The sequence below is a fragment of the Rhodococcus sp. 008 genome, assembly GCF_001682295.1.
Taxonomy (GTDB): domain Bacteria; phylum Actinomycetota; class Actinomycetes; order Mycobacteriales; family Mycobacteriaceae; genus Rhodococcus_F; species Rhodococcus_F qingshengii.
Map to the genome: position 1 here is coordinate 4,119,687 of NZ_CP012749.1, position 21,713 is coordinate 4,141,399.

24 protein-coding genes are annotated in these 21,713 nt (G+C 62.8%); 13 read left to right on the plus strand and 11 right to left on the minus strand.

Going from position 1 to position 21,713, the window contains the following annotated elements:
- Positions 1–19: 19 nt before the first annotated feature.
- The 5 genes from AOT96_RS19290 to AOT96_RS19310 are packed head-to-tail and all read right to left on the minus strand — an operon-like array spanning position 20 to position 2,563.
- The gene (locus tag AOT96_RS19290; protein WP_042921019.1) at positions 20–583 is read right to left on the minus strand and encodes a hypothetical protein; all 564 of its coding nucleotides are present in this window, start codon (positions 581–583) and stop codon (positions 20–22) included.
- Entirely contained in the window at positions 580–1,554 is a 975-nt protein-coding gene (locus AOT96_RS19295; RefSeq protein WP_007728390.1) for an Asp23/Gls24 family envelope stress response protein, read from the minus strand. Before AOT96_RS19295 ends, AOT96_RS19290 begins: the two co-directional genes overlap by 4 nt.
- The gene (locus AOT96_RS19300; RefSeq protein ID WP_003942043.1) at positions 1,541–1,720 is read right to left on the minus strand and encodes a hypothetical protein; all 180 of its coding nucleotides are present in this window, start codon (positions 1,718–1,720) and stop codon (positions 1,541–1,543) included. The genes AOT96_RS19295 and AOT96_RS19300 overlap by 14 nt, the downstream gene beginning before the upstream one ends.
- Before the next feature lies 1 nt (position 1,721).
- The gene (locus AOT96_RS19305) at positions 1,722–2,099 is read right to left on the minus strand and encodes a hypothetical protein (protein ID WP_003941945.1); all 378 of its coding nucleotides are present in this window, start codon (positions 2,097–2,099) and stop codon (positions 1,722–1,724) included.
- Complete coding sequence (locus AOT96_RS19310) at positions 2,096–2,563, minus strand: Asp23/Gls24 family envelope stress response protein (RefSeq protein ID WP_003941912.1); 468 nt, start codon at positions 2,561–2,563, stop codon at positions 2,096–2,098. The genes AOT96_RS19305 and AOT96_RS19310 overlap by 4 nt, the downstream gene beginning before the upstream one ends.
- Before the next feature lie 184 nt (positions 2,564–2,747).
- On the opposite strand from AOT96_RS19310, the gene AOT96_RS19315 reads away from it, so the two are divergent.
- Positions 2,748–3,926, plus strand: a complete 1,179-nt coding sequence (locus AOT96_RS19315; protein ID WP_228232526.1) for an NAD(P)/FAD-dependent oxidoreductase — start codon at positions 2,748–2,750, stop codon at positions 3,924–3,926.
- A 42-nt stretch (positions 3,927–3,968) separates the two neighbouring features.
- Positions 3,969–4,733: a glutamate racemase gene (locus AOT96_RS19320; RefSeq protein WP_003941981.1), complete on the plus strand. Its 765-nt coding sequence runs from the start codon at positions 3,969–3,971 to the stop codon at positions 4,731–4,733.
- 71 nt (positions 4,734–4,804) lie between these two features.
- On the opposite strand, the gene AOT96_RS19325 is transcribed toward AOT96_RS19320, so the two are convergent.
- Positions 4,805–5,173 carry an SPW repeat domain-containing protein gene (locus AOT96_RS19325; protein ID WP_003941901.1) on the minus strand — a complete coding sequence of 123 codons (369 nt, stop codon included), beginning with the start codon at positions 5,171–5,173 and terminating at the stop codon, positions 4,805–4,807.
- A 361-nt stretch (positions 5,174–5,534) separates the two neighbouring features.
- Here AOT96_RS19325 and AOT96_RS19330 point away from each other — a divergent pair, with 361 nt between their 5' ends.
- Together AOT96_RS19330 and AOT96_RS19335 are read left to right on the plus strand one after the other, a co-directional pair.
- Positions 5,535–6,272, plus strand: a complete 738-nt coding sequence (locus AOT96_RS19330; RefSeq protein WP_058038130.1) for a DNA alkylation repair protein — start codon at positions 5,535–5,537, stop codon at positions 6,270–6,272.
- Between the two features lie 38 nt (positions 6,273–6,310).
- The gene (locus tag AOT96_RS19335) at positions 6,311–7,627 is read left to right on the plus strand and encodes a glycosyltransferase 87 family protein (RefSeq protein ID WP_065352146.1); all 1,317 of its coding nucleotides are present in this window, start codon (positions 6,311–6,313) and stop codon (positions 7,625–7,627) included.
- Here the strand turns inward: AOT96_RS19335 and AOT96_RS19340 are convergent.
- Positions 7,599–8,654: a ferredoxin--NADP reductase gene (locus AOT96_RS19340; protein WP_065352875.1), complete on the minus strand. Its 1,056-nt coding sequence runs from the start codon at positions 8,652–8,654 to the stop codon at positions 7,599–7,601. The genes AOT96_RS19335 and AOT96_RS19340 overlap by 29 nt on opposite strands.
- 361 nt (positions 8,655–9,015) lie before the next feature.
- Here AOT96_RS19340 and mdo point away from each other — a divergent pair, with 361 nt between their 5' ends.
- From mdo to AOT96_RS19365, 4 genes are all read left to right on the plus strand, one after another.
- Positions 9,016–10,290: an NDMA-dependent methanol dehydrogenase gene (mdo, locus tag AOT96_RS19350; RefSeq protein ID WP_003942095.1), complete on the plus strand. Its 1,275-nt coding sequence runs from the start codon at positions 9,016–9,018 to the stop codon at positions 10,288–10,290.
- 86 nt (positions 10,291–10,376) lie between these two features.
- The gene (locus AOT96_RS19355) at positions 10,377–11,459 is read left to right on the plus strand and encodes a MadB family AAA-type ATPase (RefSeq protein WP_065352147.1); all 1,083 of its coding nucleotides are present in this window, start codon (positions 10,377–10,379) and stop codon (positions 11,457–11,459) included.
- A complete protein-coding gene (madC, locus tag AOT96_RS19360; RefSeq protein ID WP_065352148.1) occupies positions 11,456–12,979 on the plus strand; it encodes a MadC family VWA domain-containing protein in 1,524 nt (507 codons plus the stop codon). The genes AOT96_RS19355 and madC overlap by 4 nt, the downstream gene beginning before the upstream one ends.
- Before the next feature lie 56 nt (positions 12,980–13,035).
- The gene (locus tag AOT96_RS19365; RefSeq protein WP_042921001.1) at positions 13,036–13,383 is read left to right on the plus strand and encodes a hypothetical protein; all 348 of its coding nucleotides are present in this window, start codon (positions 13,036–13,038) and stop codon (positions 13,381–13,383) included.
- Here the strand turns inward: AOT96_RS19365 and AOT96_RS19370 are convergent.
- Both AOT96_RS19370 and AOT96_RS19375 read right to left on the minus strand, forming a co-directional pair.
- Positions 13,372–13,791: an RNHCP domain-containing protein gene (locus AOT96_RS19370; protein ID WP_037129880.1), complete on the minus strand. Its 420-nt coding sequence runs from the start codon at positions 13,789–13,791 to the stop codon at positions 13,372–13,374. The two genes, AOT96_RS19365 and AOT96_RS19370, sit on opposite strands and share 12 nt — an antisense overlap.
- A gap of 11 nt (positions 13,792–13,802) precedes the next feature.
- Positions 13,803–14,096: an RNHCP domain-containing protein gene (locus tag AOT96_RS19375; protein WP_230359893.1), complete on the minus strand. Its 294-nt coding sequence runs from the start codon at positions 14,094–14,096 to the stop codon at positions 13,803–13,805.
- 504 nt (positions 14,097–14,600) lie between these two features.
- Here AOT96_RS19375 and AOT96_RS19380 point away from each other — a divergent pair.
- The 3 genes from AOT96_RS19380 to AOT96_RS19390 are packed head-to-tail and all read left to right on the plus strand — an operon-like array spanning position 14,601 to position 17,918.
- A complete protein-coding gene (locus tag AOT96_RS19380; protein WP_003942060.1) occupies positions 14,601–15,806 on the plus strand; it encodes an iron-containing alcohol dehydrogenase in 1,206 nt (401 codons plus the stop codon).
- Between the two features lie 58 nt (positions 15,807–15,864).
- Positions 15,865–17,238: a MadS family sensor histidine kinase gene (locus AOT96_RS19385; RefSeq protein WP_003941844.1), complete on the plus strand. Its 1,374-nt coding sequence runs from the start codon at positions 15,865–15,867 to the stop codon at positions 17,236–17,238.
- Entirely contained in the window at positions 17,235–17,918 is a 684-nt protein-coding gene (locus AOT96_RS19390) for a MadR family response regulator transcription factor (RefSeq protein WP_042453153.1), read from the plus strand. The genes AOT96_RS19385 and AOT96_RS19390 overlap by 4 nt, the downstream gene beginning before the upstream one ends.
- Here the strand turns inward: AOT96_RS19390 and AOT96_RS19395 are convergent.
- On the minus strand, positions 17,915–18,454 hold the full coding sequence (locus tag AOT96_RS19395; protein WP_007728324.1) for a hypothetical protein: 540 nt from the start codon (positions 18,452–18,454) through the stop codon (positions 17,915–17,917). The two genes, AOT96_RS19390 and AOT96_RS19395, sit on opposite strands and share 4 nt — an antisense overlap.
- Positions 18,455–18,537: 83 nt before the next feature.
- The gene (locus AOT96_RS19400; RefSeq protein ID WP_007728322.1) at positions 18,538–19,032 is read right to left on the minus strand and encodes a GbsR/MarR family transcriptional regulator; all 495 of its coding nucleotides are present in this window, start codon (positions 19,030–19,032) and stop codon (positions 18,538–18,540) included.
- A gap of 68 nt (positions 19,033–19,100) precedes the next feature.
- Between AOT96_RS19400 and AOT96_RS19405 the strand changes: the two genes are divergently transcribed.
- Positions 19,101–20,036, plus strand: coding sequence for an ABC transporter ATP-binding protein (locus AOT96_RS19405; RefSeq protein WP_003942009.1), 936 nt, complete (start codon positions 19,101–19,103; stop codon positions 20,034–20,036).
- Positions 20,033–21,703 carry an ABC transporter permease gene (locus AOT96_RS19410; RefSeq protein WP_007728318.1) on the plus strand — a complete coding sequence of 557 codons (1,671 nt, stop codon included), beginning with the start codon at positions 20,033–20,035 and terminating at the stop codon, positions 21,701–21,703. The genes AOT96_RS19405 and AOT96_RS19410 overlap by 4 nt, the downstream gene beginning before the upstream one ends.
- Positions 21,704–21,713 lie beyond the last annotated feature (10 nt).

The window sequence follows — 21,713 nt, forward strand, 5'->3', positions numbered from 1 at the left end:
GTGCCTGCGTGGTTCTTGCTTACTTGTTGGCTTCCACCCGGTCGAGGTGCAGCAGAACCTGTACTGCGACGGTTGAGCCGTCGAGGCTGCGCCTGGTTGCGCCGGCGATACGTTCGGCCGAAGCGGTGAATCCGGCGACGTCGATCGACGGATCTGCAGTGACGACAATCGACAGCGTCGGCAATCCGCGATCGACCGTCGCTTTGCTCTTGGTGCTCCGCACGCCGGTCAGCTGAGCGAGCTCGGCCGCTACGCCGTCTGCGACGGGTCCGAGATCCACGCTGACGTCGGTACCGGATTCGTTGTGCCGCAATGTGACTGCGCTTGTACGGCGCCGGCGAAGGTTCAGGTACAACAGCCCGAAACCGGCGAAGACACAGAGGACGAAGGTGCCCGACAGTACCCAGTGCCACCACGGCTCCTCCGGAAGGCCGAAGAGGACCTCCCGATCGAGGCGTGACACCCAGGTTCGAATCAGCGACGCGCCCGCGTCCCACGCGATGGCGTATGCGCCCGCCGCGAGGAGTGCGATTCCGACGATGAGGACGATGATCCGATCGACCACGGAGATCCAACGGTTCACGAGGCGTCCTTTCGTCGTACTACAGTTTCTCGCACGACAACCGAAAGTTGCAGTGGCCGCTGCAGTATCGCGAGGTGGGGCCGAACCGCCGCGTCGACGGCTGCGGCAAGTTCAGCTCGATCGCCACCGGTCGATTCGATGTGGACCTTGACGTGTTTACGGTCGACGCTGGTGTGAGCCGAGCCGACGCCGGGAACGACCGCTGCGTGGCTACTGCACAGACGTGCAATGTCAGTCGGCCGCATCCACACCGTCGATGCGCTCGGGTTCCCGAGTGGGACATGGGTTTTCGCACGGCGTTTGATCGCCGACATTATCAGGACAACACCCGCGACAACGGCAGCGATCGCCACCGGAAGTAGCCACGGTTGCCAGTGCAGACGAGACGTCCACTCCACGGAATTTCGGATCCAGGGTGCCGATTCGAAAGTTCCACGGTTGATGAACCATTCGCGCGAGACGACGAAGGCGAGTGCGAGTAGACCACACGCGATGACGACGGCCGAAACCGCGGCCGCCGGGTTCGCAGAGGGGACCCGCGGCGGAATCGGATCCGAGAGTGCCTGCTGTGCCGGGCCCTCCGCGATCTCGACGCCGGAAACACAGGAGTCGTCAGAACCCTCGGTTGCCGCGATCATCACGTTCATGTCGTGGAGTGGAAGCCCGGTCAGCGATTCGACGCTGCGTCCGACTTCCGTTCGCACCCGGCCGGTCAACTCGGTGACCGAACACGGCCAGGACACGGCGAGGAAGAGATTGATGGCGACGGCGTCGCTACCCATCGAGATGTCGGCTCGCGGAAGGTCGCGTCCGGTCAGGCGAGTCAAGCCACCGGACTGGCGGACCACCCCCGGGACGTTCACCGCTGCGGCCGTGGCGATCTTGGCCATCGCACGGTCCTTGATGACCAAGGAGCCGCGTAGGCCAGGATCGTCCGCTGCGCTGGGATCGGACGGCTCAGCCACGGCCACGGCTTCGGAGGATCGCGCCGAGGTCGAGATGTCCGTCGCGGTGTGCTCCGATCGCCATACCGGCGGCGCCGAGCAGGACTGCGAAGACGAAACCGCTGAACCCACCCATGATTCCGGCGAGTGCGAGGAGCAGACCGACCAGCAGTCCGACGGTGGTGCTGTTCATGTCAGTTCCCTTCTCGAATGTTCGGTGCAATGTCTGTGACGGTGGCAGGCTCGGTGACTGCATTTTCGGAATCAACGGGTAGATATCCCGCTGTCGACAGGTCGCCGACGGTCACGTTCACCGGTACGTCGACCAATCTCGCCACCACCGCTCGTACGCGTTCGGCGACGCTGCGAACGTCTGCCGGATAGTGAACGGAAATGTGTACAGCACAGGAGTTTTCGTCGACGACGACGCCGGTGATGCGGCGTCCGGGGAGGTAGGTTCCCACTTCGCCGAACTGTCCTCCGTGCAGATCTGCCACTTCCGGGATGGCAAGAACCGCGTCGGCGACTACCTCGGCCGCGTCGATCTCGCGGCCGGCGTCGGCGGTACTCACTGAACCCTCGGCTTGGCTTCCGGATCGGTACTGCCGCCGCTCTCTGCATCCTCGAAGAGCATGACGTCGAAGACGGTGATGTTGACCTCGGTGACCTCGAGACCCGTCATGCTTTCCACTGCGGCAATGACGTTGCGGCGGATACCTACCGCCAGTTCGTGGAGTGCGACGCCGTACTCGGCGACAATGCCGATGTCGATGGCGGCTTGTTTCTCGCCTACCTCCACCGCCACGCCCTGGGCATGGTTGACGCGGGCGCCCGGTATGCGGTCGCGAAGTGCCCCCACCGCACGCGCTGTGCCCCCGCCGACGTCGTACACGCCGTTGATCTCGCGGGTCGCGATACCGGCGATCTTGGCGACCACGGCGTCGGCGATGATCGTCTTACCCTGGGTGCTGACTAGTTCCGCGCCACCGTCGGCGCCGAATCGGACGCTGTTCTTTTCACTGGAATCGCTGGTCATGGGGGCTCCCTGCTCATGTGTCAGTGCGTGCGTCTGAAGTACCTCCAACTGTAGTGACTGGTAGGTGACCATGCGGGATGCACCACACCTACTCCGGCATTTGGTATGGCAGAGTCGGAGGCAAATAGTGACGGCGTTCATAGTGAGCGCTGCAAGTGACGTGGGTCGGACAGGGTGGTACGTGGTGGCACGGATAGTGATCGTGGGTGCGGGTTTGTCGGGACTGCGGACCGTCGAGGAACTGCGACGAGCGGGTTTCGAAGGTGAATTGACGCTCGCGGGTGGGGAAACGCATCTGCCCTACGACAGGCCTCCGTTGTCGAAGGAAGTGATCCGCGGCGACAAGGACGAGACGACCTTGCGTCCGGCCGAGTTCTACGTCGAGAACAAGGTCGATCTCAAGCTCGGTTCGCCGGCAACCTCGGTGGACACGGTCGCCAAGTCGGTGGCGTTCGCCGACGGATCCACCCTGGACTACGACGAGTTGGTCATCGCGACCGGACTGACTCCGCGTCGCATCGCCGGCCTTCCGGAGTTGTCCGGAGTGCACGTTCTGCGCTCCATCGAGGAAGCGTTGGCCCTCCGCGCCGACCTTGCTCCCGGTAAGCGTGCGCTGATCGTCGGGGCCGGCTTCATCGGCTGCGAACTGGCCGCGAGCATGAAGTCTCACGGCGTCGACGTCGTGTTGCTCGAACCCCAGCCGACGCCGCTGGCGTCGGTGCTCGGCCCCACCGTCGGCGCCCTCGTCGAACGTCTGCATCGGAACGAGGGCATCGACGTCCGAGTCGGTACGGGCTTGACCTCGTTGTCCGGCGACGGAGCGGTTGCCGCTGCGACCTTGAGTGACGGTTCGGAAATCCCGGTCGACGTGGTCGCGATCGGAGTCGGTTCGGTGCCGGTCACGGAATGGCTCGACGGTTCGGGGATCGAACTCGACAACGGAGTGCTCTGCGACGGCGTCGGCCGCACCAGCACCGAACACGTCTGGGCGGTCGGCGACGTCGCGTCCTGGCAGATCGGAGATCGACGCAAGCGTGTCGAACACTGGACCAATGCTGGGGACCAGGCCAAGATCCTGGCGGGAGCGATCACCGGAACGGGTGATCCGGATGCGCCGGCGCAGGTTCCGTACTTCTGGAGCGATCAGTACGACGTCAAGATCCAGGCATTGGGGACCGTCGCACCCACGGACACCGTTCACATCGTGAAGGACGACGGCCGAAAGTTCGTCGCCTACTACGAGCGCGACGGTGTGCTGGCAGCTGTCGTCGGCGGCGGTAGCGCGGGAGCTGTGATGAAGATGCGCGCGAAGATCGCAGCCGGCACGCCCATCTCGGACGTGTTGGAGTCCACACCGGCCTGAACGGATGAGGCAGGACCGGTTCCGAGGCGATAGATTTGTGCGGTGATCGTTGCACTCATCGACTCGGGACTGGGCCTGCTCCCTACCTCTGCGTGGCTCAGACGCCTGCGCCCGGATCTCGATCTTGTGCTGTCCCTCGATCCGGACGGCGCCCCTTGGGGGCCCAAGCCCGAGCCGTGGGTCGTCGACCGGGTACTCGGTGCGGTGCGGCGGAGCCTCGATCGTGGGGCTCAGGTCATCGTTCTTCCATGCAATACCGCGAGCGTCACCGCTCTCCCACACGTCCGCGAACTGGTCGGACCGGGTGTGCCGGTCATCGGAACGGTGCCCGCGATCAAGCCCGCGGCCGCCGCGTGCGATTCAGTGGCGATCTGGGCTACCGCCGCGACGACTGCCAGCCGGTACCAAGCCGATCTGATCGAACAGTTCGGCAACGGCGCCAAAGTCGTCGGGGTGCCGTGCCACGGCTTGGCCGATTCGATAGACCTCGGTGATCGTGCAGCCGCACTTGCAGCCATCGAATCCGCAGTGGCCCGGACGCCGGACGACGTCAACGGCGTTGTCCTCGGCTGCACGCACTACCCACTGCTCGCGGACGAAATCGCAGCGCGGCTACCCGCCGGTGTCACACTCTTCGACAGTGCCGAAGCCGTTGCACGACAGACCCTGCGGCGGATCGACGGGCTCGGTGACGCGGGTGAAGGATCGGGAACCGTCGAGGTTTTCGTGAGTGGACGTCCGGGCGCGCTACCGCCCAGCGCCGAAGCCTTCGACGCCGGGCGGTTGTTGGGCGCGATCAAAGCCTGATCCAGCCTGCAGCCAGCCATTCATCAATGGGCAGCTACTCCGCTCCGTCAATGGGCGGCTACTCCGCTCTGTCAATGGGCGGCTACTCCGCCGTGACCCCCGTGATGCATCCGCGCACTCATCACCGGCATCGCACTCACCGCGACCACAACGGTCAGGACCCCGACCACCCAGGCCGTCCACGACGCACCGCGTAGAGCGTCGAAGCTCATGACCCAGGGTGAAATGAACATCAAGACGCCGAAAACGCCCATCGCGTAATCCGCCATGGCCATGTCCGGACGTGCCATGTGCGCCAGACCCGACAGTGCAACCAGGACACCCAGGACGACGAGTGACCACATTGCCCGATCGGTGGTGTCGAGCCACATCGGCGAGAGAGCCGCAAAGACGCCGAGAACCACCGCGACGGCATCTTGCATTCGATTCCACGACTTCATGACGAGACCTCCAAAGACGAGAGTGTGTCCACCTGTAGTACACGCCCGCGGCAGATCGAGATCAACTCTCCGCCAATTGCATTCGCGTTGCAGTTAGAGGCGATGTGGAGGCTCGAATATCAAGATTTGTGACTATTCGTCCGGATTGCCACGAGCCCGCGCGGAGCGCTGGCCGCGATATGTCCCGAGAGTGCCATGAGGGTGAGAGTGGTGAATGCGATAGCGGCGGTGATCATGGGTGGTCCTTTCACTGACTGTCCTCGAGTGTCGTCTGCCGACCTGTGGCCGAGCAGGGCACACGGTGTGAGGACGCTGAGAGAATCGAAGAGTCCGCACAGACGACCCGTGAGAAGGTTCTGGGGTGACGCAATCGAGTGCTCAGGACGTGATCGAACAGTTGGCCGACCTCGCGGATCCCGCGGATGCCGTCCAGCTACAGAAGTTCTTCAAGACAGCGCCGGGGGAGTACGGCGAGGGTGACGTCTTCATCGGCGTGCGAGTACCGAAGACGCGTTCGGTGGTGAAGAAGCATGTCGGTCTCGAGTTGCCTCAGGTACGCCTCCTTCTCGACAGCGACGTCCACGAGCATCGCTTGGCCGGTCTGTTGATCCTGGTTGCTCGATTCGAAAAGGTCAGTCGCCCAAAATTTTTCGACGACGAGAGTCGCGCCCGCATCGCCGACTTCTATCTCAGCGCTGTCGAGGACGGGCGGGTGAACAATTGGGATCTCGTGGATTCGTCCGCCGGACAGATCCTCGGCGGCTGGCTGTACGACCGAGATCGCCGGCTGATCTTCGAGCTTTCCGATTCGGGTGACCTGTGGCGACGACGGGTGGCGCTGCTGACGACGTACGGATTCATCACTCGCGGCGACGGGTCGACCACGCTCGAGCTTGCCGCGCAGGTGCTGGGTGATCGACGAGACTTGACCCAGAAAGCGATGGGCTGGATGCTCCGCGAGGTGGGCAAGCGGGTGGACCGGGATTTGTTGACCGGTTTCCTCGCGAAGAATGCAGCAGACATGGGACGCACGGCACTGAGCTACGCGTGCGAACACCTGACCGCAGACGAGCGAGCGCACTTCCGGGCGGCCCGCTAGCGAAGTACCGCTCGGTAGGTTGTGGGACGATTCTCGGTATGCCCGCCACCCGTGTCGAGGCGTCTCGAATTGTGACGATCGGTTCACTGATCGCTGCCGGCGTCGCAGCTCTGTGTTATCTCGTGTACTCCGTTCGAGCCGTCGAACCCGTTGATTTTCTCGTCTACCGCTACGCTGCCCAGGCGTTCGCAGCGGGATCGAACATCTACGAGGGCAATCTGTCCGGCCCGTTGATCGTCGAAGAGGGTATGCCGTTCACCTACACCCCATTCGCGGTGATCTTCCTCTGGCCGACTGTCCTCTTCGACTGGTGGACTGCCTATCTGCTGTGGTCGGGATTGTGCATCGCGGCGTTGGTGTGGACGGTTGCGAGGTTCACTCCCGCTCGCGTCCCCAAGCGGCCGCTTGTCATGGCGGCATTGGTCCTGGCCGTGTCGGTGACTCCCATCGTCAGTGCGCACATCTCATTCGGCCAGGTGAACTTGGTGCTGATGGCGCTCGTACTGCTCGACGTGACTCGCCGAGAGGATTCGAGATTCGGCCGGTGGTTTCCGCGAGGACTGCTGATTGGCGTCGCGGCCGCGATCAAGCTGACTCCGGCTCTCTTCATCGTCTACTTCGTCGTCACGAAGCAGTGGCGACTCGCGATCTGGAGTTCGATCGGATTTGCCGCGGCGACCGCCGTCGCAGCAGTGGTGGACCCGGCCGTCAGCTGGACCTTCTGGTCGGACGTCGTCTGGAACCTCAGCGACCGGGTGGATTTGAGCGGGCAGGCGATCGCGAGTGCCGGCAACAGTTCGCTGCAGGGCGGACTTGCCGCGCTGGGCCCATGGACAGCGTCTCTGGCGATGCCGTCGACCGTGCTGTGCGCGGGGGTAGCGCTATGGATCGCCCGAGATGTCTATCGCGTCGGGCGAGCGGTCGATGCGGCGTTGGTGATCGGATTGAGCGCGCCGATTCTTTCGCCGATCAGCTGGATTCACCACTGGGTGTATCTCGTGCCTGCTGCCGTCACGGTTCTCTTTCGGCTTCGATCGCCGCTGCAGTTCGGTGCGGCCGCTCTGGGGTTGGCCATCGTCTACTGCGGGCCGAGTATGGGACAGCAGTTCATCGAGACGTCGCCGCTCCTGCTGCCGTTCGGGTTGCTCCTTCGTGAGGGTTTCCTGATCGTGACCCTCGCACTGTTTCTTGCGCTGTGGCGGTTGCCCACAACGGCGCCGGTGTGGGTTTCGCGGCGGGACTCGGAAGATGACTCGGGAGACTCCGAACATGACAAAGCCCCCGATTCCGCAGGGAATCAGGGGCCGTCATGCATCGAAGCAGGGTTCAGAACTCGATCTTCAGGTGATCGGTGATCGGCTTCGCCTGGCAACCGAGGATGTAGCCGTTCGCCACGTCCTCGGCGTCGAGGATTTCGGAGTTGTCCATCTGAACTTCGCCTTCGGTGACGGTGCAGGCACACGACCCGCACTCGCCTTCCTGGCAGGAGTACGGCACGTCGAGGCCCTTGGCGAGCATGATGTCGACGAGCGTCTGCTTGCGCGGCCAGACGAGGGTGTGGGTTTCACCGTCCAGTTCGACCTCGACGGTTGCGGCGTCGGCTGCTTCCTCGTCGGAGACCTCGGCTACCTCGACGTCACGGAACGGGTCGCCCGCGAGTGAATTGAAGACCTCGGCGTGAACATGCGTGCGGGGCATGCCGGCCTCTGCCAGTGCCTTGTGGACGGCGTCCATGAAGGGTCCTGGACCGCACATGAAGGCCTCGTACGCGACAAATGGCTTGGCCAGTGTCGCCAACTGTGAGACGGCGGGGAGTCCCTGCACGGTTTCGATCCAGTGGACAACGGTGAGGCGGCCGGGGTGTTGCGCTGCCAATTCGCGAAGTTCGGCGCCGAAGATGACGGACTTCTCGTCGCGATTCGCGTAGATCAGCACGACGTTGCCGCTGCCCTGCGTGAGGGCGGACTTGAGGATCGAGATCACCGGAGTGATACCGCTGCCTGCACCGAAGAGCAGGAAGTCGTGATCGAGCGACTTGGGCGTGAAGACACCTGACGGCGGCAGCACTTCGATGGTGTCGCCGACCTGGAGTTTGTCGCACAACCAGTTGGAGCCGTAGCCGTCGACGGTTCGCTTGACGGTCACCTTGGGGGCGTCGTCGGTGAAGGGTGAACTGGCCAGCGAGTAGCAGCGTGCGACCGAGCCGGTCTGATCACTCGGGATGCGCAGGGTCAGGAATTGACCTGGCTTGTAGTCGAACTTGTCCTTCAGTTCTGCGGGAATCTCGAACACCAGCGACCGGGCGTCGGAAGTCTCTTCGATGACTCCGGACACGGTGAGTACCGCCGATCGCGAGCTGTGCGGTACCTCGACTGTCGTCATCGCGAAGCTAGTCCTCTCGTGAAGCTGGGTAAAGCGCAGGTCAGTGAAGTGCAACATCTAGAACGTGTTCTAGTTCAATGTTAGCAGTGATGAAAAGCTACTGGGGATCGTAGTCGCCGAGCAACACGTTCCCGATCAGCGGGAACCACGGCGGTCTGATCCAGCCGTCCTGGCAGTCCGGGGTGGCGTCGACCTGCCCGAACGGGCGGTTCGTGAGCGGCGTCCGGGCGGTTGAGCTGCCGAAGTCTGTGCACGGGCTGTTTGTCGGTACACAGTGGGAACCAGGTGAGACGCCGGTCACAAAGATTCGGCTCGAATCCGTCCCGCAGTCACATTCGTGCACATCCCTGAGGAGATACCGATGGCTATCGAGCTCAACCAGATCTGGGACTTTCCCATCAAGGAGTTCCACCCCTTCCCTCGCGCCCTGATGGGTGTGGGCGCTCACGACATCATCGGGGTGGAGGCCAAGAACCTCGGCTTCAAGCGCACCCTTCTGATGACGACCGGTCTGCGCGGTTCGGGCATCATCGAGGAACTCGTCGGCAAGATCGAGTACCAGGGTGTCGAGGTCGTGCTCTACGACAAGGTCGAGTCGAATCCCAAGGACTACAACGTCATGGAGGCCGCGGCTCTCTACCAGAAGGAGAAGTGCGACTCGATCATCTCGATCGGCGGTGGTTCGAGCCACGACGCCGCCAAGGGCGCTCGCGTCGTGATCGCACACGACGGTCGCAACATCAACGAGTTCGAGGGCTTCGCCAAGTCCACCAACAAGGAGAACCCGCCCCATATCGCCGTATCCACCACGGCCGGAACGGGTTCCGAGACGTCGTGGGCGTACGTCATCACCGACACGTCGGACATGAACAACCCGCACAAGTGGGTGGGCTTCGACGAGGCGACCATCGTCACCCTGGCGATCGACGATCCGCTGCTCTACTACACCTGCCCTCAGCATTTCACCGCGTACTGCGGCTTCGACGTACTCGCGCACGGCAGTGAGCCTTTCGTGTCTCGTCTCGATTTCGCGCCTTCGCTCGGTAACGCGATCTACTCGGTCGAGTTGGTCGCGAAGAACCTGCGCGAGGCCGTCTTCGAGCCTCGCAACCTCAAGGCCCGCGAGGGAATGATGAACGCGCAGTACATTGCCGGGCAGGCCTTCAACTCCGGTGGCCTCGGCATCGTTCACTCGATCTCGCACGCGGTCAGTGCCTTCTTCGACAGCCACCACGGTCTGAACAACGCCATCGCGTTGCCGCGTGTGTGGGAGTACAACCTGCCTTCGCGCTACGAGCGCTACGCCCAGTTGGCCGGCGCACTCGGTGTCGACACTCGCAACCTCACCACGGTTCAGGCCGCAGATGCTGCCGTCGAGGCTGCCATCCGTCTGGCCAAGGACGTCGGTATCCCCGACAACTTCGGTCAGGTTCGCACCGACTCGTACGCGAAGAACCAGATGAACACCAAGAAGTACGAGGGCCGTGGTGATGTCATCAAGGGTGACGAGAAGACTGTGCGCGCCATCTCCGAGCACATTCAGGACGACTGGTGCACCCCGGGCAATCCCCGTGAGGTGACCGTGGAGTCGATGATTCCGGTTGTCGATCACGCGATCAACAAGTCGTACTTCTAGCAGGGCCTTCGGCCCCGTGCGCCTTTTTGGTAGCCCGCACTACCAAAAAGGCGCACAGGGGCTTGCCCCCCCATGAAAGGTGTTCCATGCCCGGTCGCAGTTTCTCCAGCGGAATCGAAGTGAAAGATGCTCTGCGAGAGCAGGACTACATTGCCGATGACGAGTTCGCGGTAGTCGTTCATCTGGCGACGGCGCTGGGGCGTCCGCTCCTGCTCGAAGGGCCGGCCGGTGTCGGCAAGACGGAACTGGCTAAGTCTCTGGCTGCGATCGGGGGCCGCAAACTGGTGCGATTGCAGTGCTACGAAGGGCTGGACGACAATCGCGCCCTGTACGAATGGGACTACGCGAAGCAACTCCTGCACGTGCAGATGCTCCGCGACCGGATCAGCGATCAGGTTTCCGAATTCGACAGCGTCGCCGAAGCGTCCAAGTTTCTGGCCGATCAGGATTTCGGTTTGTACTCCGAGAACTTCCTGTCCGTACGACCGCTGCTCGAAGCAATCCTCTCACCCGATCCGGTAGTGCTTCTGGTCGACGAGGTAGATCGCACCGAGGAATCGATGGAAGCACTGCTCCTCGAGATTCTCGCCGAACAGCAGATCACCATTCCCGAGGTCGGTACGTTCGTTGCCCGCTCGCAGCCCTGGGTCATCCTGACGTCCAACGACACCCGCGAGCTCTCACCCGCGCTCAAGCGTCGTTGTCTGCATTACCATCTCGGCTATCCGACATCGGAGCGTGAACGCGAGATCGTCACGGCCCGAGCGCCTGAGGTGGATACGGCTACGGCCACCGAGGTCGTCGAATTGGCTCGCATCTTGCGTGATCTCCCGCTGCGCAAGAGCCCGTCCATCTCGGAGGTCATCGACGCGGCCAGAGCGGCAACAGTGCTCGCGGCCGGCGGATTCGACACCGCTTCCGACGCCAAGGTGCGCGACATCCTGCTCACGGCGTTGCTCAAGTACTCGTCCGATGTGACGCTGGCCAAGGAACGATTCGACGGAAAGCGTTTCGAATCATCGTCGCGTGACGGTGGCGAGCCGATCGAGCGGGCCACGGTGGCAAGCAAACCCGCCAACACGACGACGGCCGTGTTCCGGGGCACGGGTGGACGTGACCCTCATCAACAGGGAATCCGCGGCGGCAGCGGAATCCGTTCGACGCGATGACGACGCTCGGTGGCCTTGCCGTGTGGCAACCGTCGTTTGTTCTCGACGTGGTGTCCGCGAGTTTCGGCCGATTGCTGAGGGCGGCCGGAGTTTCCGCGTCACCGGCCGAGGTCATCGAGGTTCGGCGTGTTCTCGCGATGGTCGGCGCTTCGGATCGTGAGACGTTGCGAGCATGTCTTCGGGCAGTGTGCGCCAAGTACTCTCACGAGCAGGCCGGTTTCGATCGGGCATTCGACGCGCTGTTCCGGCCGGCCGCAGGCAAAGCGCACGGCGAGCGGATGGGGTCGCGCGCCGAGGTGGCGGACGGTCTGCCCACCGCGCTGGGGATCGACGAGGATCAAGAAGTTGGTCGGTACGCCGAGTACAACGAGCGTGCAGCCGAGGTCGGCGACTACTTCGACACTCCGGAAGCGGAGAAGGGCTTCAACCCGCACAAGGACGACGACGATGTGTCGATGACGTCGAGCGATGCCGAACTGTCGGTCGATACCGGTTCGGAGACCGGTCGACGCGGAGTCAGTTACACGGTCGACGTGGACCGTGCAGCATCGGCGGTGGTCGGTGACCTGAGCACCAGTGTTGCTGCAGCAGTGGTCGGCTCGCTGCCCTGGGACGATCCGACGTCGATCCTCGCCTGGTTGGATGCCTACGACCCGAGCAAAGCGTATGCAGATGTCTCCGACGACGGGCCGTTGACGCAAGCACAATTGAACCGGCTCGTCGAGGCGGTCGAAGCGTTCGTGCAAGCACTCTCGGCAGCTGCACTCGCCGAAACCGCTCCCGATGCGCCCGACAGTGAATCTGCCGCGGGCGCAACGCACAACGACATCGAACTCGCGTGCCACGAAGTGCTTCGGCGGATGAGAGGACCGTCCAGACCTCGGCCCCGTGAGCGCTCTCGTGGGCATCTCGACATGCGGCGCACGGTGCGTTCGAGCCTGCGCACCGACGGGATACCCTTCCATCTCGTCGTGAAAGCTCCTCGCCCCGATCGTGTTCGACTACTTCTCATCGCCGACGTGTCGCTGTCCGTGCGCCCCATCACCGCGTTCACTCTGCGCTTGGCTCAGGCAATGCATCGCCGAGCAGATCGTTGTGAAGTCCTCGCCTTCGTCGATCGTCCGGTCGACGTGACCGACACCCTTCTCGCCAGTAGTGGTGACGGCGCACTGGCCGCGGTACTCGCGCACCCGGTTCTGGATCTGGAAGCCAGCAGCGATTACGGGCGGGTGCTCACAGAATTGTTGGACGAGCACGGAAACACCTTGAACTCACGGACGTCTGTCATCATCGTGGGCGACGGTCGGTGCAACGGGTTGCCCCCGCAGGCGGACAAGCTCGAGGAACTCCGCCGAAAGGTCCACCGTCTGGCCTGGATCACGCCTGAACCACAGCGTTACTGGAACCAGGCATCGTGCGCGATGCCGGAGTATTCGGAGATCTGCGACGAGGTTGTTGTTGCCCGAGATGCCGCGCAACTGATGGCAAAGGCCGCCGAGCTGGGGCACGCACTTCGCTGATGTCAGTGCACTTCACCGATGTCACTGCGCGATCTGTCGTGAACTAGTTTGATCTCGTGTCCGAAATCAGGGGATCGATCTGGCGACCGATCGCGGCGCTGACAGTGCTCGGCGCCGTGTGTGGGGTTGTGGCGCTCGGCGTGTTTCAGTGGTGGTGGAAGTCGTTGGCGTCACCGCACATTCTCACCGGAGGATCCTATCGGGAGCCGTTTTCCGAACCGACATACACCGGACCCATATTCATGGACCTCTTTCCGGCAGAACCTGCCCCGTGGTTGTACTCGGGACTGGTCCTCGGACCGACTGTGGTCGGCTTGCTCGCCGGGATCGTGTTCGTGGTCTTCGTCCGGTGTAATCGTGCGCAGAACCGCACGATTGCACCGGACGAATCATCAGAGCGCTAGCAACGCGCGCGAGCGCAGGCGAGGGTCTGCCAACGGACGTAGCGCCAAGCGCAGCAGGACCAAGACGTTGTCGTCGCCGGCAATCCTGTTGACTTTCAACGTATTGCACTCGACGCACTGGTGAACGAGCATCCATTCACCGTCTTGCCGGACCGACAGGCACAGCGCCGCCATGGCACCTCGGCACTGTTGTGCTCGGTCGCCCGGAACGCGACCGTCCACGTGGCGGCTGGCCAGACAGTTCGGGCAGTGGTTCCGATGAGCGGTACCCGGCGCCGCAGTGGAGATGTCTAAACGGCATGTGAGACAACGGAAGCTCGATCCTTGTTCTCCGCCGATTCCGTGCAGTACGTGCTTGGCCCGTTGCGGTGCCCGCCGCGGGCGGGTGCTGGGATTCCTACGTGGCATCTGATTCCCCTTCACAAGTCGCCGAAGGCTTCGAGCGGGAAGGGCGGTTGCGCGAGCGGCCGCACTGCCATTCTCATCAACAACAACTGGTTGTCGTCTCGGCTGACGGGGTTGGAGGTGAGCTCGAGGCACTGTGCGCAGCGGTGGATGATCATCCAATCGCCACTGCGCAGTACTGCGATCGAAATGGGAGCCATCCGCATTCCGCAGTCCGACGGTCCACCTTCCACCTGGTCGAACAGGTGTCGGGAATGCAGGCAACTGGGGCAGTGGTTTCGGCGATCACCATCGGGGCCGTAGGTCATGACTGTGAGTCCGCACTGAATGCACGAGAAGGTGTCGGTTTTCGAGATGGAATTGTGTGATTGAGGCACTGGAGAACTCCTAGCTGAGTGAACAAAGCAGTAGGAGCAGGCCGAGGGGGCCTCGCGGCTGTCAGTCCGACGTTTCGAGGATCAGCATGTGACCCTCGAGGTTGCCGGCAGTGCAGGGGCGGGAGGCGCGCTCGGCGCGGGCTGGGTCATAAACACCTTCTGAATCGGTTCTACGGGCCACTCTGGCCGCAACCGAAAGTACAGCGGGACCTTCTCGCCGCGCCATTCATTTTCCCGAGACGCCTTACCTGCCCGAACGGGTAGGTAAGCGCCTCTCCTTCGGTGGGTGTGCCCCGACTGCTGTCCGCGTAGGCTCGGGGCCAGCGATTGTAAGGTGGATCACACCAGTTTGTGCACGTGGGAGTTGATGCGCTGAGAGCGACGGATGCGAAATCCCGACCGGAGATCTCAGAGCAGCGAGAGGAGAGTGGGGTCGTGTCCGTGGCATACCCGGATGCTGTGAACCACGGTGTTCATCGCCGCGGCACTGCTGCTCGACTGGTCAAATTTCACGCCCCCGAGATCGTCTTCGGTATCGGTTCCCTGGTCGAGGCAGCACACGCGACTCTGAGGTTCGGCGGGTTCCGGCCATTCCTGGTCACCGATCCCGGTCTGATCGACGCGGGGTGGGTCAGCGAACTCGAAGACCATCTCACGGAGCAGGGATTGACGGCGACGGTGTGGTCAGGGCTGACGCCCAATCCCAAGGACTTCGAGATCGCGGCCGGTTTCGAGGTGTACCAGGAAGGCGAGTGTGACGTCATCATCGCGCTCGGCGGCGGTTCGGTCATCGACGCGGCTAAAGGTGTAGCCGTCCTCGCTGCCAACGGTGGCAACATACTCGACTACGAGGGGGTAGATCAGGCGACCAAACCGATCCCGCCGTTGGTGATGGTTCCCACCACGTCCGGCACGGGCGCGGACGTGTCGCAGTTCTGCATCGTCACGGACACGACCCGCGGCACCAAGATCACCATCATCGGCCGGGCGCTGGTTCCAGATGTGACGGTCATCGATCCGCGGTTGCTCACGACGATGCCCGAGTGGCTCAATGCGGCAACAGGATTGGACGCACTGACGCACGGAATCGAAGCCTTCGTCTCACTGGCGCACAATCCGTTGACCGATCATCACGCGCTCCGCGCTGTCGGCCTCGTGACCGAGAATCTGGTGCACACGATCCAGGACCCGATGGAGATGGAAGCTCGATCGGTGATGGCGCAGGCGAGCCTCGAGGCCGGGTTGGCGTTCACCAACGCGATACTCGGAGCCGCGCACGCCATGAGCCATCAGGTGGGCGGCATGCTCGACCTTCCGCACGGCGTCATCAACGGAATTCTCTTGCCCCACGTCATCCGGTTCAATTCCACCACGGACGCCGCCCCCTTTGTCGCCATCGCTGCGGCACTGAGTCTTCCCGAGCAGCGCGGCACCCCGGAGGAAGCAGCGCTGGCGGTGGCCGACCGTGTCGAACGTCTCGCCCGGGAGGTCGGTGTGCCGAAGGGGCTGGGGGAGTTGGGTGTTCGAGAGGAAGACCTCAGTCGACTTGCCAGCTTCGCGTTACTCGACGCCTGCATGTCCACCAATCCCAGGGAAGCGACGCAGGAACAGATGGTGGCGTTGTTCCGAGGTGCCTTGTGAAGATGGACGCTGTGAAGATGGACGCTGTGAAGAGGGCCGCTGTGAATTGGTGCAGGCGATGACCGCGGACCTGTCCCGGCTCACCGGATTACGATCGGGTAAGAGTTCGTTCTACCCGCAGTATCGCGGTGCGGCCGAGCGCCTCGAACGCGTCGTGCATGCCTTGGAGTTGATCTCGCGGGCTTTGGTGCGCACCGTCGAGGGGCCGGAAACCCTCGTCTGCGCGGTCGCGGAAGCTGCCCGTGCGCATCTGAGTGCCAACTGGATAGTCTTCGCCTTGGCTGACGGAACTTTGCCCGACGCCGGACCACGGCGACTGGTTCTCGGCCCGGACGCCACCCCTTTTCTGGTCGACAACGTCGAGGGGCCGCCACTTCCGGAGGATGTCGTCGAATGCCTCGACGACATCCGGTACGGAAGAATCGAATCCAACTCGGTGATCGACGCGCACTACGCGTTTGTGCCGATCGTGCTCGGTGGCGGCGTGGTAGGTGCCTTTGCAGCCTGGACGCCGGCCAACCGAACCCTCGACACGACGGACGGAGCCGTGCTCAGCATTCTGGCCAGCCAGACTGCTGTGGCTCTGCAGAATTCGGCGCTCTATCAGCGCGGACAACTACTGCTCGAGCGTGCCGAAGATGCGTATGCGGAGGCCAATCGTACTGCAGCCGACCTTGCGGTGCGCAACAGCGAATTGGAGTCCACTCAGCGTCAACTCGGAGTGGCGCACCGGCACCAAGTGGTCGACGACGAACGTCACCGGATCGCCCGCGAATTGCACGACAGTGTGACACAGGCGGTGTTGTCGGCCGGCATGCAGATCGAGGTCTGCCGGAGCGACATCCCGGAGGCTGAACGCAGTGAAAGACTGGACTTGGCAAAGGATTTGACCAGGAGGGCGGTCGAGCAGCTTCGTTCGGCGATCTACGCGCTCAATCATTCGTCGGACGCGGACCGGACGTCGTTGCCCGAGATGCTCGAGCAGCTCGGCGTGGTTCACATGCCGGACGAGTTGGCGGTGAGCGTTCGCGTCGGCGGTACCCCGACCGAACTTCCGGGCGATGCCGAACACGCTCTTCTCCGGATCGCGGGGGAAGCGCTCTTCAATGCAGCGGTCCATGCTCACGCGAATCGGGCGGTGCTTCGTCTGACCTATCGGGCGGACTCCGTGTTGCTGTCGGTCTCCGACGACGGTGACGGCGACCCTGCGCGAATGCGTCTGATCCTCAAACTCGCAGCCACCAACGACGTCGACGGCCGCCATCGCGGTCTCGCGAACATGCAGGCGCGAACACTCGAGTTGGGTGGTGCGCTCGAAGTACGGCGCGCGCGGATCGGTGGGATTCAGATTCTCGTGCGACTACCACTGCCGTTCGACTCGGGCATGGAAAACCTTTGCTCCACCACTGAAATCGAGAGCGAGGAATCATGACTACTGCGCGTCCCGTCATCACCCGCGGAGCATCGCCGGTTCTGGGATTGGTTCGAATCGTCCTGGTCGACGACCATGCAATTCTGCGGCAAGGGCTCCGCTCGGTTCTCGAGCGCGAAAGCGATCTCGAGATCGTGGGGGAGGCGTCGTCCCTCGCCGAGGCACTCGCCGTGGTCGACAAGGTCGGCCCGGACATCGTCCTGATGGATCTCAAACTCTCCGCCAGTTCGGACTACGAGGGACTGACCCTGTGTGGCCAGCTGTCCTCGGCGCATCCCGGCCTCGGACTGTTGGTTCTCACCACGTTTCTCGACGATCAACTGGTGGTGCGAGCGGTGCACGCGGGTGCTCGCGGCTATGTCGTCAAAGACGTCGACACCACCGAATTGGTGCGTGCGATCAGGGCGGTCTCGCGGGGTGAGAGTGCGTTCGATTCGCGCAGCGCGTCAGCTGTCGTGCGATCGCTCAACGGGCAGTCGTCGTCGAAAGAACGATTGACCGATCGCGAACTCGAAGTGCTCAGACTCCTCGCAAACGGCTTGTCCAACATCAAGATCGGTGAGAGATTGTTCATCTCACCGACCACCGTCAAGTTTCACGTCAGCAACATCATGCGCAAACTCGAGGTGAGCCGTCGAGCAGAGGCCGTCTATGCCGCGAGTAAGCAAGGTCTGATCTAGCTCTGCTCGGAGACCGTCCAGGCGCGCAGCGCTTGATGCTGTAGGAGGAGCACGCTCGAACGAGTTGTGCGCAGAGTCGACGCGGTCATCTCGGCAGTCAGACCCACTGCGATTCGTAGTACCAGAACCTCACGTTGGTCGTCGGTCAGGCGACGCGGGCGTTTGAATTGTCCGTCGATGTTGCGTGACTGGGGAATTGACGCAATTCGTCGAGAGGCCAACTCGTACGCGAAGGTCTCGATGCGTGTGTCGGCCGAGATCGTGTCGGACATTCGTGTGACGACGTCCAGGGTGCATTGGTGGGCGAGATCGTCGGCGAATGTCGCGACGGGCGTCCCGAGGAGTCTGGCGCGATAGTAGAGAACGACGCGAGGGTGCAACCGGGCCAGTAGTTTCGACAGTGCATGGTGATCACCGGCGAATGCCTCGGCGGCGGTGCGATTCAGGGAAATCGATCGTTCACAGGTTTCGGGTGAAGCGGTACGCGCGAAGGGTGGAGTCGGTGAAGTGTTCGCGCCCCTGATCGACAGCTTCATCAGCAACTCCTCGATTACACCGCACCTGACCATGCTGGAACGAGAATTGAGGTACCCCGCCGAAATTGCGGGTAAACCTGAAGTTACCTGCCAGGTGTCCGGTCTTTTCGCCGGGAGCGCCAGTCCGCGAGCATTCGCGGCATTTCCGCGGCCATGAAGTCGAAGAAGTCGCGCAGATCTGCCATACGATCGCCGGCGGTTGTTCCTTCACCGAGGACTCGTATGCCCTCGTCCGCAACTGCCGAGACCTGGTAGAGCGAGGACTGTTTCGTGACAAACGCGTCGGCCCACATGTCGACGCTGACGCAGTAGTGCTGACGCCGCGATCCGGGGACGGCCACACGCTCGATCAATCCGACTTGCTGGAGGTATCGGACGGCTCCGGAAATGGCGGCGGGGCTCACTCCCAACCGAGATCCGAGATCTCCTGGCGTGGACGAGGGTGTCTCGCTGGTCATCAACGCGGCCCAGACGCGGGCGGGCATCGGCGGAAAACCCATGTCGCTCAGTACGAGTGAGAGTCGCTCGACATAGTGTCGGCTCTCGTCCGGTGCAACGGTGTGGCTGGTGTCGGTCATCGGAACCCTTCGATCTTTCCGTCTTTTCTATCTTCACACATTTGTGAAATCGGCGTACGGTCAAATTCATGGGTGCGGCAATTTCAGTGAAAAGCCTCGTCAAGACCTTCGGTACCACCCGCGCGCTGGACGGCCTCGACCTCGACGTCTCGACGGGTGAAGTGCACGGATTCCTGGGGCCGAACGGTTCCGGAAAGTCCACCACTATTCGGGTGCTCCTCGGCCTGCTCCGCTCGGACTCCGGAGACGCAACCGTTCTCGGCGGCGATCCGTGGCGAGACGCTGTTACTTTGCATCGACGTCTCGCCTATGTGCCTGGCGACGTGAATCTGTGGCCCAACCTCACCGGCGGTGAGGCTATCGATCTGTTGGCGGGCCTGCGCGGTGGCTTGGACCGAAAACGCCGCAGCGAGTTGCTCGATCGCTTCGAATTGGACCCGACCAAGAAGGCGCGTACGTACTCGAAAGGTAACCGGCAGAAGGTTGCACTCGTGGCCGCGTTCTCGTCCGACGTCGACCTTTACGTCCTCGACGAACCCACATCGGGGCTCGACCCGTTGATGGAGGCGGTATTCCAGGACTGCGTCGAGGAGGTGGCTCACGCCGGAAAGACGGTACTGCTGTCGAGCCATATCCTCGCCGAGGTCGAAGCGCTGTGCGATCGTGTGAGCATCATCCGCGACGGGCGGACGGTGGAAGAGGGAACACTGTCCGAACTCAGGCATCTCACGCGCACGTCCGTCGCGGCGGAGACGCAGCGTCCGATCGGTGGACTCGACGGACTCGGCGGTGTCCACGACGCGGTGATCGACGGTAACCACGTCACCTGCGAAGTCGACAGCGCGCAACTCGGACCACTCATGACGTACTTGGTCGGATTCGGAATCGTGGCGCTCACTTCCACTCCGCCGACTCTCGAAGAACTTTTCTTGCGGCATTACGGTGACGAACGGGCCAGGGAGACTTCGGTACACCTGCGAGCCGAGACCGGAGTACGGCCGTGACCGTTGTTGTCGAGGCCGCTCCACCGGTACCGGCCTCGGCAAGTCAATTTACCGGCACACGCCGACTGGTTCGGCTGGCTTTGCGGCGGGACCGAATTCAGCTCTCCGTGTGGGTTATCTCCATCGTCTTGTTCATGCTGCTGGTTGTCGCCAGTGTGACCGGGCTGTACTCGACACCCGAGGAATTACGAAACATCGCAGTCAGTTCCGCGGTATCGCCGGTCGCGCTGGCGACCAACGGGATCGTGTCCGGTGATTCGCAGGGCGCGATAGTCGCCAGCCAGTCGGTGCTCGTGTTCGCGTTGGTGGCCGCATTGATGAGCACCCTCGCGGTGGTTCGCCATACGCGACAGAACGAGGAGACCGGCCGAGCCGAGATGATCGGTGCAGCGGTGGTAGGTAGACGAGCGCTCCTGACCTCCGCACTGATCGTAACGGTCGGTGCGAACGTCGTTCTGGCACTGGGAATTGCACTGGGATCGATCGCCGTCGGTTTGCCTGTCGTCGGTTCGTTCGCGTTGGGTGCCTCGATAGGTGGGACCGGAATCGCGTTTGCCGGAGTGGCAGCCGTGACGGCGCAGATCACCGACGGTGCTCGTACGGCCAACGGCCTGGCGGGTGCCGCGATCGGCGTTGCCTTCATGCTGCGGGCGATCGGCGACGTGAACAGTACGGTCGTCGACGACGGAACTCGCGTGGTCAGTGGCTGGTTGTCGTGGCTCTCGCCGATCGGGTGGGCACAACAGATCCGACCCTTCGACGACGACGCCTGGTGGATCCTGTTGTTGCTGCTCGGATTTGCGGCTGTGCACGTGGTGGTGGCTTTTGTTCTCATCGGCCATCGCGATCAGGGAGCGGGACTCGTTCAGCCCCGACCCGGCCCGCCAGTCGCGGCATCGTGGCTACCGTCGGCTTGGGGCCTGGCGTGGCGCATGCAGCGAATGACGATGTTCTGGTGGATCTTTGCCGTTGTCATACTCGGGTTCGCGTACGGCGCTGTGGGCAACGAGATCGACGCGATGGTGGGATCGTCGCAGCAGACCGCGGAGATGTTCGAGAAACTTGGCGGCGGCGGATCGGATCTGGTGGATTCCTACTTGGCCACTGCTCTGGGGCTCACGTCGATAGTCATCGCGGCGTATTCGGTCCAGAGTCTTCTCCGGATGCGGGGCGAGGAAACATCGGGACGGCTCGAACCGTTGCTGGCAACGTCTTTGTCGCGGTGGAGGTGGATGCTTTCCCACCTGGGTGTGGTTGTGGGCGGCGTGATCCTCGCGCACGTCTTGATGGGTGCCTTCACCGGTTTTGCCTTCGGGCTCGTCACGGACGACATCGGCGGCAACACACTTCGCATGACTGGCGCCGCGTTGGCCTATCTGCCTGCGGTGCTCGTAGTCGTGGGGTTGGTGTCGTTGGCTTTCGGACTGTTTCCGACGTACGCGTCGGCGCTCTCCTGGGGAATCTTGGCGGCATGCATCGTGCTCGGGCAACTCGGCACGTTGCTGAAGCTTCCGCAGGTAGTGCTGGATCTGTCGCCCTTCACCCACGTGCCGGGTGCCCCTGCCGAGCCGGTGACAGTTCTGCCACTGCTGGCAATGATCGTTGTGGCAGTGGTGCTTTCGACAGCATCGCTTGTTGCGTTCCGTGCTCGCGACCTCCAGGTGTAGGAGAGCTGAA